The 13,160-nt window shown below is 59.6% G+C and carries 10 protein-coding genes; 8 read left to right on the forward strand and 2 right to left on the reverse strand.

Going from position 1 to position 13,160, the window contains the following annotated elements; translation table 11 throughout:
- The first annotated feature begins 5 nt into the window (after positions 1 to 5).
- From secD to FHS06_RS12310, 3 genes are all read left to right on the forward strand, one after another.
- Positions 6 to 1,715, forward strand: coding sequence for a protein translocase subunit SecD (gene secD / locus FHS06_RS12300; protein WP_167049676.1), 1,710 nt, complete (start codon positions 6 to 8; stop codon positions 1,713 to 1,715).
- Positions 1,715 to 2,704: a protein translocase subunit SecF gene (gene secF, locus FHS06_RS12305; protein WP_167049678.1), complete on the forward strand. Its 990-nt coding sequence runs from the start codon at positions 1,715 to 1,717 to the stop codon at positions 2,702 to 2,704. Before secD ends, secF begins: the two co-directional genes overlap by 1 nt.
- 66 nt (positions 2,705 to 2,770) lie before the next feature.
- On the forward strand, positions 2,771 to 5,023 hold the full coding sequence (locus FHS06_RS12310) for a RelA/SpoT family protein (RefSeq protein ID WP_167049681.1): 2,253 nt from the start codon (positions 2,771 to 2,773) through the stop codon (positions 5,021 to 5,023).
- Here the strand turns inward: FHS06_RS12310 and FHS06_RS12315 are convergent.
- Positions 5,010 to 5,558: a type IV toxin-antitoxin system AbiEi family antitoxin gene (locus tag FHS06_RS12315; RefSeq protein WP_167049683.1), complete on the reverse strand. Its 549-nt coding sequence runs from the start codon at positions 5,556 to 5,558 to the stop codon at positions 5,010 to 5,012. The two genes, FHS06_RS12310 and FHS06_RS12315, sit on opposite strands and share 14 nt — an antisense overlap.
- 100 nt (positions 5,559 to 5,658) lie before the next feature.
- On the reverse strand, positions 5,659 to 6,963 hold the full coding sequence (locus FHS06_RS12320; RefSeq protein WP_167049685.1) for a DUF349 domain-containing protein: 1,305 nt from the start codon (positions 6,961 to 6,963) through the stop codon (positions 5,659 to 5,661).
- Between the two features lie 440 nt (positions 6,964 to 7,403).
- Between FHS06_RS12320 and FHS06_RS12325 the strand changes: the two genes are divergently transcribed.
- The 5 genes from FHS06_RS12325 to ruvX all read left to right on the forward strand — a co-directional run bounded on the left by FHS06_RS12325 (position 7,404) and on the right by ruvX (position 13,149).
- Complete coding sequence (locus FHS06_RS12325; protein ID WP_167049687.1) at positions 7,404 to 8,810, forward strand: replication-associated recombination protein A; 1,407 nt, start codon at positions 7,404 to 7,406, stop codon at positions 8,808 to 8,810.
- Positions 8,811 to 8,969: 159 nt separating this feature from the next.
- Positions 8,970 to 9,599 (forward strand): 30S ribosomal protein S4, encoded by a 630-nt coding sequence (gene rpsD, locus FHS06_RS12330; protein ID WP_165138169.1) that lies wholly within the window; start codon positions 8,970 to 8,972, stop codon positions 9,597 to 9,599.
- 116 nt (positions 9,600 to 9,715) lie between these two features.
- On the forward strand, positions 9,716 to 9,976 hold the full coding sequence (locus tag FHS06_RS12335; RefSeq protein WP_165138171.1) for an ATPase: 261 nt from the start codon (positions 9,716 to 9,718) through the stop codon (positions 9,974 to 9,976).
- 54 nt (positions 9,977 to 10,030) lie between these two features.
- Complete coding sequence (alaS, locus tag FHS06_RS12340; protein WP_167049689.1) at positions 10,031 to 12,694, forward strand: alanine--tRNA ligase; 2,664 nt, start codon at positions 10,031 to 10,033, stop codon at positions 12,692 to 12,694.
- Positions 12,691 to 13,149, forward strand: coding sequence for a Holliday junction resolvase RuvX (ruvX, locus tag FHS06_RS12345; RefSeq protein ID WP_167049691.1), 459 nt, complete (start codon positions 12,691 to 12,693; stop codon positions 13,147 to 13,149). The genes alaS and ruvX overlap by 4 nt, the downstream gene beginning before the upstream one ends.
- Positions 13,150 to 13,160: the final 11 nt, after the last annotated feature.

Raw genomic sequence — 13,160 nt, forward strand, 5'->3', positions numbered from 1 at the left:
CCTTCGTGGCGACATCCACTACCGTCCGGCACGCCTGGCGTGCGCTGACTGGCCTCCTGATCATTACCGGTGTGCTCTTCGGCATTAACGCTCTTGGCGTTTATGTCTTCAAGGGCAGTGCCTGGACTCCTGATCTTGCACTCGATCTTCAGGGCGGCACGCAGATCATTCTGCAAGCCCAGACAGAAGACGGCGCCGACCCGACAACCGAACAGCTGGATCAGGCAGTCACGATCATCCGTCAGCGTGTTGATGCAACGGGCGTGGGTGAAGCAGATGTCACCACCGAGGGCGGAAGGAACATCGTTGTTCAGATCCCAGGCGAAGCAGACGAGCAGACGCGCGAACGCATTCAAGCTGCCGCGCAACTCCAGCTGCGTCCTGTTCTTTACAGCGGCACGCCCGCAAACACCTACATCGGTGAAGACAACGTCGCCACGCCTTATCCGACGCCCGATCCGTCGCTCGAGTCAACTCCGACGACGTCACCCACCAATGGCAGCGACACGAGCTGGATAACGCCAGCGTTACAGGCGGAGTTCCTCGCCTACGACTGCGCAGACGACAACAACTCTCCAGGCACCGCGCCCACGGATGAGCCTCTTATTACCTGCGACTCAGCTGGAACTGCGAAATACATTCTCGGCCCGGTAGAACTTGACGGCACAGCGATCGACGATGCAACCGCTGGGATTAATTCACAAAACGGCCAGTGGGTCATCAACATCACCTTTGACGGCGACGGCACGACGACGTTCGGGGAAATCAGCCAGCGCCTCTATAGCGAAACGGCGCCGCTCAACCAGTTTGCGTTCGTGCTTGACGGCAGCGTGTTGTCGGCTCCTTCGATGAACGGTGTGATTCTCGATGGAAAGCCCCAGATCTCGGGAAGCTTCACTCAAGAGACCGCTCAGACCCTTGCTGACCAGCTCAAGTACGGTGCTTTGCCGCTCAGCTTCGCGGTCGTCAGCTCCGATACGATTTCGGCAACCCTGGGTTCCCAGCAGTTGCAAATCGGTTTCATCGCGGGGCTGATCGGACTTGCGCTCGTCGCGTTGTACTCGCTCGTCGTGTACCGAGCACTCGGTTCGATCATCATCGCTTCCCTCGGCGTGATGGCAGTACTGACCTACATCGCGCTCTGCATCCTCGCGTGGCGAATGGGATTCCGTTTGTCTCTTGCTGGCGTCGCCGGCTTGATCGTGACAATCGGATTCACAGCCGACTCGTTCATCGTTTATTTCGAACGAATACGAGACGAGCTGCGAGACGGTAAGTCGATCACTGCTGCCGTAGAAGACGGCTGGGGCCGCGCGAAGCGGACGATCTACATCTCGAAGTCGGTCAACATTGTCGCCGCCGTGGTGCTTTATATCCTGGCCGACTCAACGGTGAAGGGGTTCGCTTTCACACTAGGCCTCACGACAGCTATCGACATCTTGATATTCATCTTGTTCACTCACCCCGTGTTGCAGCTCCTCGCGCGAACCCGTTTCTTCGGATCCGGGCACCCGCTTTCCGGCCTTGACCCGACAGCGCTCGGCGCCGTGTACCGAGGCCGTGCAGAGTTCCGGACGCCGGTGGCTGCGGCAACGGGTCGCTCGTCGCGCTCGCGCGGCGAAGCCGAACGACGCCAGACAATCGCCGAACGCAAGCGCGCTGCGGAGCTTGAAAACACCGACGCGGCTGCAAAGTCAAAGAAGGGCGAAGACTGATGCGCTCCATGAGCCAGGTCGGTAACGACCTCTACTCGGGAAAGACATCTTTTCCCTTCGTCGACCGTCGCCGACTGTGGTTCCTGATCGCGGCGATCCTCGTGATCGGTTCCGCACTCGTGCCGTTGTTTCGTCCGATTCAGCTGTCGATTGAGTTCACGGGTGGTTCGCAATTCACGGTGACAGGGCTGTCGAGTCCGGACCAAGATGTGGCGACGACAGCAGTGCAGACGGTAGTGCCGGAAGCGGCGACCAAGGTCACCACCATCGGTGGCTCGGCCGTCCGCTTGCAAACAGATCAGATGACGTCCGACCAGACCCAGCAGGTAACGAATGCGCTTGCAGAGGCATACTCGGTCCCGACTTCTGAAGTCACGGCTTCCTTCATCGGCCCGTCGTGGGGTAACGACGTGACTCGTCAGTCACTGTGGGGACTCGCAATCTTCCTCGCGCTCACATTCCTGATCCTGGCGCTGTACTTCCGCACCTGGAAGATGTCAGCAGCCGCGGTTATTGGCGTCGTTGACGTTCTCATCATCACCGTCGGTGTCTACGCACTGTGCGGTTTCGCGATTTCGCCTGCTGCGGTCATCGGCTTCCTCACGGTCCTGTCTTACTCGCTCTACGACACCACCGTCGTGTTCGATAAGATTCGAGAAAACACCCATGAAGACGGTGAAGTATCTGAGCGCACCTTCGGTGAGTCGGTTAACCTCGCGGTGAACCAAACTCTCATCCGATCGATCAACACGACAGTCGTGGCAATCTTGCCGACCGGCGCCATCCTGTTCATCGGCGCCTTTGCACTCGGCGCGCAAACGCTCACTGACATCTCTCTCTCCATCTTCGTGGGCACCATCGTTGCTGCGTACTCAACGCTTTTCGTCGCAGCGCCGCTTTACTCCTACTTCCGCGAGAGCGAGCCGAAGATTAAAGCCCGGGATGCGCGTGTGCGTGCTGCACGTGAGATTGCTCGCGACAACGCGTGAACACAACTGGCGAGGCGGTCCGGGGATTAGAATTGATCTACCGCGAGCAAGGGCGGAGGTAGTCCGATGGCCGAGACGGTTCCAGGCGCCCCACCGAACTCATCGCTTCGCAGGCTGATACCGAGAATTTTCTCTCGCGCCAATCGCGTCAATGATGTTGAGCATCTTGAGCGAGCTGTTCGTATGCACCACCCGAAGGGTGATCTCACGATCATCAAGAGGGCTTACGTTGTCGCGGAGCGCGCCCACAAAGATCAGAAACGCCAAAGCGGTGAGCCATACATCACTCATCCGCTCGCGGTCGCTCAGATTCTCGCTGAACTAGGCCTCGGCCCGAAGGCCATTGCGGCGGCTCTTCTTCATGACACGGTAGAAGATACTGGCTACGGTCTCGACGAGCTGACAGCCGAATTCGGTGATGAAGTGGCCATGCTGGTCGACGGGGTCACGAAGCTCGACAAGGTCAAGTACGGGGATGCGGCGCAAGCCGAGACGGTTCGGAAGATGATCGTCGCGATGTCGCGTGACATCCGAGTTCTTCTCATCAAACTGGCCGATCGACTTCATAACGCCCGGACCTGGGGATTTGTGCCGCCGGAGAAGGCGTCGAAGAAGGCTACGGAGACGCTCGAGATTTACGCGCCTCTGGCGAACCGCCTCGGTATCCAGGCGATTAAATCCGAACTTGAAGATCTTTCGTTCGCCGTACTCCACCCAAAGATTTATGTCGAGATCGACAGTCTCGTTAAGCAGCGAACACCGCAACGTGAGCAGTACGTTGGCCACGTCATCGACGACGTTGAGAAGGATCTTCGCGAGCTTCGCATCAAGGGTCGAGTTGCGGGGCGACCAAAGCAGCTTTACTCGGTGTACCAAAAGATGATCGTGCGGGGTCGTGAATTTGACGACATCTACGATCTGATTGGAATTCGAATCATTGTCGGCACTGTCCGCGATTGCTATGGCGTGCTCGGCGCTATTCACGCTCGTTGGACTCCGCTACCCGGTCGATTCAAGGATTACATCGCGACCCCCAAGTTCAATCTCTACCAGTCGCTCCACACGACGGTCATCGGCCCAAGCGGACGCACGGTAGAAATTCAGATCCGCACGAACGAGATGCACCAACAGGCCGAATACGGCGTGGCGGCGCACTGGAAGTACAAGGAACGGATGGCTGGCAAGGCCACCGACTCTCGCGCTGCCGATAGTGACATGGCGTGGTTAGCCCACATCTCAGATTGGCAAGCGGAAACAGCCGATCCCGGAGAGTTCCTGGACTCATTGCGCTTTGAAATCGGCGCAAAAGAGGTCTACGTCTTCACCCCGAAGGGTCGCGTAATTGGCCTCCCGTCAGGCGCTACCCCGGTCGACTTCGCATACGCGGTCCACACCGAAGTCGGACACCGGACCATGGGCGCAAAGGTCAATGGGCGCCTCGTTCCGCTTGAGTCGGAGCTGACGAGCGGTGACGTTGTTGAAGTCTTCACGTCCAAGAATCCCGACGCTGGCCCGAGTCAGGATTGGCTTGGTTTCGTCAAGAGCACGCGTGCTCGCAACAAGATTCGTGGTTGGTTCACCAAGGAACGTCGCGAAGAGGCCATCGAGCAGGGCAAAGAGTCCATTGCGCGAGCGATGCGTCGGCAGAACCTTCCGCTACAGCGCCTCATGGCAGAAGACACTTTCACCGAACTCGCTCACCAGCTCAACTATGAAGATGTTTCGGCCCTGTACGCGGCTGTCGGCGAAGGTCACGTTTCGACTCAGTCAGTACTTGAAAAAGTCACCGCGATGGTTAAGGCGGATGACTCCTCGACCGGACCAATCGATATTCCGACGATTGGTCGAAGCCGCGCTCCACGCCACGGTGACTCCGGGGTACTGGTACGCGGTGCTCCGGACATCTTGGTGAAGGTCGCGAAGTGCTGCACGCCGGTACCCGGGGACGACATCGTCGGGTTCGTCACGCGGGGGAGCGGCGTATCCGTGCACCGCGCGGACTGCACAAACGTAAAGACTCTGATGAACGAGCCTGAGCGCATGATCGACGTCGAGTGGGCGCCCACAACAAAGAGTGTGTTTCTCGTACAGATCCAGGTTGAAGCGCTCGACCGCGCCGGGCTACTCAGCGATGTCACACGGGTGCTCAGCGAGCATCACGTCAATATCTTGTCGGCGACCGTCGCGACGAACAACGATCGTCTGGCGATCAGCAAGTTCGTCTTCGAGATGGGGGATACCGTCCATCTCGACCGAGTTCTGAACGCGGTACGCAGAATTGACGCTGTCTACGATGTGTATCGGGTCACGTCGTCGTAGTCGCGGTTTCTTTTAGAAAGGCGATCGCGCGGCGTTTGTAGGGGAAAGGCGCCCTGTGCTGTTCGATCCACGCCAGCGCAGCTAGTTTTCGTTCTGGCGCACGCGAAATCATGAGAGCGGCGGCTGCGTAGCAAACTGGGCTTTCGCCGCGCAGCAAGTCGATCACCGTTCGTGTCGGCGTTGTGACGCGAATACCTGCCCATTCCTCGAGATCTTCACCGGGCACAAATGCGTCTCGGTAGATAAAGCGCCGCCCCATACGAAAATGTACGCGCCGACTTACCGCGCGCAGCACGGTGTGCCTCGCAGGGGGAACTTCGAGCCCGCCATGTATCCACGCGGCGCTAAGGTGCGATGCCGCAAGTTCTGGCGGCAACAGGGGCGCGAGCGATGCGGCCCGAAGCGCCGTCGTCTCGATCGCGTCAGCGGGAATGAAACCTTCGCCGAGCTCCACGAGATGGCCATCCAGGCACGCCGCGCTTAACTCAGCCACCGAAAGCCGGGCGTCAGCAAAATACAGAAACGGGGATGCCATGAAAGGCATCGTCCCTCACTTTTCACGGCGAGTGACGATGACCCAACACATCTGTGGACAGGGTCGCCTGCACGGCATCCCTGAAAACTTGGTTGGACAGCTAGTTTCCGATGACCTTAAGCCACGCGCGGCGTGCTTCGAGGGCCTCGCGAGCTTTGGAGATCGCTAGCGCGTCTCCCGACTTCTCTGCCTTAGCGAGCTCAGCTTCAAGCTTGTCGATAGCGTCCGTCAGTTGACGGGTCATATCGTTCGCTCGGGCTTTCGTCTCCGGATTGTTTCGTTTCCAGTCGACCTCTTCGCGTGATCGAAGAGCTTGCTCGATCTTGCGCAGCTCATCGTCAAGCGCGCGCTCTTGATCGCGCGGGAAGATGCGCCCGATGTCGTCCCATTTGCGCTGGATACTCGTCAGTAGCTGGCGAGCTGCCGTGATGTTGGATTCGTCGGAGACTGCCGCCGCTTCAACGAGAAGCTCTCGTCGAGCAACGATTTTCTCTTTCGACTCCTCGGCCTCAACGCTTTCACGTTCGACCCGAGCTCCGTAGAGAGCGTCACCGGCTGCCTTGAAACGTGCCCAAAGCGCGTCATCAACCTTTTTGCCGGCACGTCCAGCGGCTTTCCACTCCTCAAGGAGGTTGCGGTAGTCCGCGATTCCATCCTCGCCCTTGGGGGCGAGAGCTTCCGCGCGTTCTGCCAGGCGAGATTTGCGTTCCCGCGCACCCTTGTGGGTTTCGTCCAGCTCAGCAAAAAATTCACGGCGGTGCTTCTCGACAGTGCTTCGTGCGTCACGGAATCGCTTCCACAGCTCCTGCGCAGCGCCCTTAGGCAGACGAGGTCCGTTCTGCTGGTGCGACTGCCACTGATCGAACATTGTTTGAAGCTCAGCGGAAGCCTGCTTCCACTGCACGGTCTGCGGGTCACGCGCCGCCAGGGCCTCCGCCTGCTCGACAAGAACCGTACGCTCGGCAATAGCAGCGTCTACCGCAGCACGTGCTTCTTGTGCCTCAGTCGCCGACGCGGCCTCAAGTGAAGCTGTCAAGGCAACAACTCGGGCATCAAGCGCAGCAAGGTCGCCGACAGCAGCGGCGTCTACAAGCTTCTTCCGAATTGTCTTTGACGTGCTGCGCAGGTCAGATGCCGATGCTCCACCACGACGGTGACGAACTTCAAGGAGCGTCACTTCGCTCGCGAGATCGTTGTACTTTCGCTCGTAGTAGGCGAGGGCTTCTGCAGGAGGAGAATCGGGGAACTGGCCTACTACTCTCCAGTCATCGCCGCTGCGCACCGAAACAGTGCCATCCTCGTCGACCCGACCCCATGGGGATGCGGATGTCGGGGATGCGGTTGTCGTCTCGACCTCGTCACTCGTAAGTGGCTTGTCGTTGGTGGGGTCTGCGTCAGCAGTCACGTTGGCACCTCAATGCGGCTCGCACCGTATGCGGGGAAGGAACATTCCCACCTTATACGGGTCAGCCAGTTTGGTTTGATGGTTGGGTCGCTAGGGCGTTGGTATGAGTATGGGCGCCCCGGGCACTGTCGCACTCGGCGCGGGGGAGGCGCTTGCTTCCGGCGCACCTGGTCCGCCTACATGGTAGGAATATTGCCCCGCCGAGATGACAACAATCAGAACTGCACCGACGAGGCTTGCAATGACGTTGTCGCGACGCCGGCGACGCTGTTGAGCGGAATGAAATTGCAATCGGCCAGCGTAAACGCGAGCCCTCTCGCGTTCGGCGCGTGTGCGGTCCTGCTTGGCCACCGATTCCCCCTCCGTCGCTGTCGAAAGTGACAGTAGAAGAAAATCTTACGCATCAGTCCGATGTCGGCACGCACCGTTACCCTGATGGGATGTCTTCTGCGCTCTTCCCCGGGCAAACCCCGCTCGCGGTGCGGATGCGACCTGTGTCTCTTGATGAAGTGGCCGGACAACGCCACCTTCTTCGCGCCGGCTCACCCCTTGTTTCTCTCGCCGATTCAGATTCGAAGAGTCCCGCCGCGACATCAGTCATTCTCTGGGGGCCCCCAGGAACGGGAAAGACAACGCTCGCGCAGGCGATCGCGCGGTCGTCGGGCAGACGATTCGTTGAGTTGTCCGCAGTCACAGCCGGTGTGCGCGACGTTCGCGAAGTCATGCAAGACGCCTTGACGCAACGCGACATGTATGGGATGGCGACCATCCTTTTTCTCGATGAAATACATCGCTTCACGAAGGCTCAGCAGGATGCCTTGCTCCCCGGCGTCGAGAACGGCTGGGTAGTCCTTATTGCTGCGACGACGGAGAATCCTTCATTTTCGGTCATTTCCCCGCTCCTGTCGCGATCACTGCTGCTGACGCTTCGTCCATTGTCCGACGAAGATCTCGGCAGCCTTATCGATCGCGCCGTTGTCGACCCGCGCGGTCTCGCTGGTGCGATCACACTCGAAGCCGAAGCGCGCTCCGCACTCATTCGACTTGCATCGGGTGACGCCCGGCGGGCACTCACGGCCTTAGAAGCGGCTGCATCGATGGCGGGGCTGCCGACGTCAGACCACGAAGACTCAGATGACGACTCAAGTTCAGACTCAGACGAGATTGATGAGAGCGTGGCGTCATCGTCGGGCGCGGACACCGAGTCACCGCCAGTGATCTCGGCCGAGCATATCGCGCAAGCAGTTGACCGGGCGCTCCTACGCTACGACCGCCAGGGCGACGAGCACTACGACGTCATCAGCGCGTTCATCAAGTCAATCAGGGGCTCAGACGTTGATGCCGCTCTGCACTACCTGGCGCGAATGATCGAAGCCGGGGAAGATGCTCGATTCATCGCTCGACGGCTTGTCATCTCAGCATCCGAAGACATTGGACTCGCAGATCCACTCGCGTTGAATATCGCGGTGGCGGCCGCTGATGCCGTGCAATTTATTGGAATGCCTGAGGGGCGAATACCGCTCGCCGAGGCCACGACGTATCTCGCGACGGCCGCAAAGTCGAACGCGTCCTATGTTGCGATAGACAAGGCGATCGCAGATGTGAAAGCTGGTGGCTTCGGTTCCGTGCCGCTGCATTTGCGAGACGCACACTATGCGGGAGCTAAACGCCTTGGACATGGCAAGGGCTACAAGTATCCGCACGACAGCGAAATTGGCGTCGTAGCGCAGCAGTACTTACCGGATGAACTTCGTGGGCGCCGATACTACGAGCCGACCATGCATGGCCAGGAGCGCGATATCAGCGCACGTCTTGAGAAGATCCGCCGGATCCTCGGCTCGACATAACCCGTCTGATAAGATGAATCGGCTCTAGACCCAGTTCTCGAGCATCTCCTTTCCTCCATGAAACCACCGGTGCGCTGCGACGTGCGCCCGATTGGCGGAGGTTGGTGATACGTCCGTGAGCCGTGAAATGCATGGCCACGTCATCGGAAGGACACACCTGTGCCCACGAAATCCCAGGACCGCCGCAAGGTCCGCCTGTCCCGCGCGCTCGGCATCCCGCTGACACCGAAGGCTGCACGCTATCTCGAAAAGCGCCCCTATGCTCCCGGTGAGCACGGCCGCACGAAGCGTAAAGCTGACAGCGACTACGCCGTTCGCCTCCGTGAGAAGCAGCGTCTGCGTGAGCAGTACGGCATCCGCGAGAAGCAGTTGCGCATTGCGTTCAACGAAGCTCGTCGCCACGACGGCCTGACGGGTGAAAACCTCGTCGAGCAGCTCGAAATGCGACTCGACGCTCTTGTCGTTCGTTCGGGCTTTGCTCGCACGACCGCGCAGGCTCGCCAGTTCGTTGTGCACCGCCACATCATGGTGGATGGCCAGCTCGTTGACCGCCCATCGTTCCGCGTCAAACCGGGTCAGCTCATTCACGTGAAAGAGCGAAGCGAAGGCACCGAGCCGTTCCAGGTTGCCGCCGCAGGCGCGCACGCCGAGGTTCTGCCCCCGGTTCCGTCCTACCTTGAGGTTGAACTCGATAAGCTGCAGGCACGCCTCGTGCGTCGCCCCAAGCGCGCCGAGGTGCCCGTCACCTGTGACGTGCAGCTCGTCGTTGAGTACTACGCGGCACGCTAAGCAGCGCATCGCAATTTTGCCAAGGGCGTCGGGAGTTATCCCGGCGCCCTTGGTCGTTCTCGCCTACGATGGTTGAACCCGCCGAGATTCGTGCGGCCAAAACGAGGGAGTCTCACGTGAAAAATGTGGTGTGGTTCGTACTGGGGGCCGGTGCCGGTTTCGTTCTCGCCCATTTCGTGGACAAAGACCCACGGGGGCACGAAGTCTTGGCCGACATCGACTCGAGAATCACCGAGTTCACCGATCGGATCGGCGATGCGTATCGCGAGCAGCAATCGCGCTTTACCGAGCTAGCCGAAGAGATGAAAGACGCGGCAACAGACGCAGCAGAAAAGCTTGCGAGTGCCGCAGCCGACGTGACCTCCGACAAAGACTGACTTCGCCTCGACCGGGGTTCCCGGATGAACTGCGCCTGAAAAAGGAACACCCGCATGAAAACTGCCGAAATCGCTCAGCGATACCTCAACTACTTCGAGAAAAACGACCACACCATCGTGCCGTCGTCGTCATTGGTCACCGATGACCCCTCGCTGCTCTTCACTGTCGCCGGGATGGTTCCGTTCATTCCTTACCTGACGGGCATGGTTCCGCCGCCATATCGTCGCGCCGCGGACGTGCAGAAGTGCATCCGTACCAACGACATTGAAGAGGTCGGCCACACGGCTCGACACGGTACTTTCTTCCAGATGCTCGGCAACTGGTCGTTTGGCGACTACTTCAAAGAAGGCGCGATCGGCTACGCCTGGGAGCTTTTGACCAGCTCTGAGTCCGACGGCGGTTTGGGATTCGAAGAACGGGACCTCTGGGTCACTGTTTACGAAGATGACGACGAAGCTGCGGGCCTTTGGCAAAAGATTGCTGGACTTCCCGAAAGCCGGATTCAACGCCTCGGCCGCGAAGACAACTACTGGTCGACCGGACAGCCCGGCCCTGCGGGCCCCTGCTCGGAGATCTACTTCGATCGCGGTCCGAAATACGGACGCGATGGCGGCCCTGCTGTCGACGACAGCCGCTTTACTGAGATCTGGAATCTCGTCTTCATGCAGTATTCGATCGCGAACGTGCGTTCGAAAATCGATTTCGACATCGTGGGCGATCTTCCACATCGGAACATCGACACGGGTATGGGCCTCGAACGTGTTGCTTTTATCAAGCAGGGCGTCGACAACATGTACGAGACGGATCAAGTACGCCCTGTTCTTGACCGCGCTGTCGAGCTGTCGGGGCGCCGCTACGGTGCCGAGCACGAAGACGACATCCGATTCCGCGTGATCGCTGATCACGTGCGTTCGTCTCTCATGCTCCTCTCCGACGGCGTGACTCCGTCAAACGAAGGTCGTGGTTACATCCTCCGTCGCCTGATGCGTCGCACCGTGCGATCGATGCGACTGCTCGGCGTTGACGGCGCGACATTCCCCGAACTCTTCTCGGCATCTCGAGACGCGATGTCGACTTCGTATCCCGTCGTCGCTGACGATTGGTCTCGCATTTCTCAATACGCGTTTGCTGAAGAGGAAACGTTCCTGCGCACCCTCGCATCTGGATCGACCATCCTTGATGTCGCGGTCTCGGAAGCAAAAGGTAGCGGCAAAAGCGCCTTGAGCGGCCCCGACGCATTCCTGCTCCATGACACGTACGGTTTCCCGATCGACCTGACGCTAGAAATAGCGGAGGAAGCTGGCATATCGGTCGACCGTGAAGCGTTCAACACGCTCATGCAAGAACAGCGTTCTCGTGCGAAAGCTGACGCGAAGTCACGTAAGCGAGCCATCGCCGACCACAGTGTCTACCGCGACTTTCGCGCGCTCGGCGAGACTGTCTTCACCGGATACAGCGACATGGAAACAACATCGCGTGTCTTGGGTGTCCTCGTTGATGGGATCTCAGTGCCGTCGGCTTCGCAGGGGCAGATTGCCGAGGTCATCCTTTCTGAGACCGCGCTTTACGCTGAATCGGGCGGCCAGGTCGCTGACAAGGGCATCATCGTCGGACCGGGTTACGAGCTCAAGGTACTCGACGTCCAAAAGCCCGTTCCGGGGCTCATCAGCCACACCGTGGAGGTCATTCAGGGCGAGGTCGGCGTCAACCAGGCGGCTACGAGCATCGTCGACGCCGTAAATCGACGCTCAGCCCAGCAGGCTCACTCGGCGACGCACTTGGTTCACGCAGCTCTTCGCGACACCTTGGGCAAGAGCGCAACCCAGGCTGGGTCGCTCAACCGTGCCGGGTACCTTCGGTTCGACTTCACGTGGAACCAAGCCCTTTCGGCTGCCACCAAGAGCGAAATCGAAGAGATCTCCAACAACGCAGTTCGCGACAATCTTGCGGTCACAACTCGAGTGCTCCCGCTCGACGAAGCACGAAAGCTCGGCGCCATGGCCCTCTTCGGAGAGAAATACGGCGAGAGCGTGCGCATGGTCGACATCGGTGGCCCGTGGTCGCGGGAACTGTGCGGCGGAACTCACGTGTCATCGAGCGCTGAGATCGGCCTAATCAACCTCGTGGGGGAGTCTTCAGTTGGAGCTTCAAACCGCAGAGTCGAGGCACTCGTCGGGCTCGATGCTTTCCGCGATCTCGCCGCGGAGCGCGCGATCGTATCTCAGCTCACCTCATCGCTGAAGACACCTCGAGAGCAGTTGCCAACACGAATTGCGGAACTTTCTGCAAGCCTCAAAGCCGCTGAGAAAAAGATCGCGGCCTATGAAGCCCGCGCCCTCGCGGACCGCGCGCCCGAACTTGCTTCCCGGGCGAAGACCCTTGGTGCATACCGAGTCGTCGCTGAATCAATGGGAAATGCCAGCTCAGCCGATGATGTGCGTGCGCTCGCATTGCAGATTCGTGACCGCCTCACCGCAGAACCCGCTGTGATTGCGCTCGGAGCAGACATTGGCGGACGTGCTGTCGTGATTGTTGCGACGACTCCTGCCGCGCGCGAGGCAGGCGCGAAAGCGGGAGCCCTCGCTAAAGCCGCAGCCGCAACACTCGGCGGCGGCGGCGGCGGTCGTGACGATGTCGCCCAGGGTGGAGGCACAGATGTCGCAGCTCTTCCTGCGGCTCTCACCGCAGTGACCACGGCACTGTCGATGGGCGTATGAGCGAGTTTCGCCGTGGCGCGCGCTTGGGCGTTGATGTCGGCAAGGCTCGCGTAGGCGTCGCGCGGTGCGATCCAGACGGAATGCTTGCCACTCCTGTCGAGACAGTGCCCCGCGACGACAACGCGATTCGCCGTGTTCTGGAACTCAGCAATGAGTTGGAAGTTCTCGAGATTGTGGTCGGATTGCCGCTCAATTTGAGTGGCAACGACACCGCGTCAACCGCCGACGCGCGAGAATTCGCGGCTGGCCTCGCATTAGGAAATCGGCCAGTGCGGCTCTCAGACGAGCGGCTCAGCACGGTGTCAGCACATGCCGCGCTTCGACAGTCCGGGCGATCACAACGTAATTCTCGTAGCATTGTCGATCAGGTCGCCGCGGTTATTCTGTTACAAAATGCGATCGACGTCGAAAAGCGCACAGGAAAAGCACCCGGCATTCCCGTTTCTTCGGCATAGGAGCCCGCCCA

Source organism: Microbacterium halimionae, from assembly GCF_011761265.1.
Taxonomy (GTDB): Bacteria; Actinomycetota; Actinomycetes; order Actinomycetales; family Microbacteriaceae; genus Microbacterium; species Microbacterium halimionae.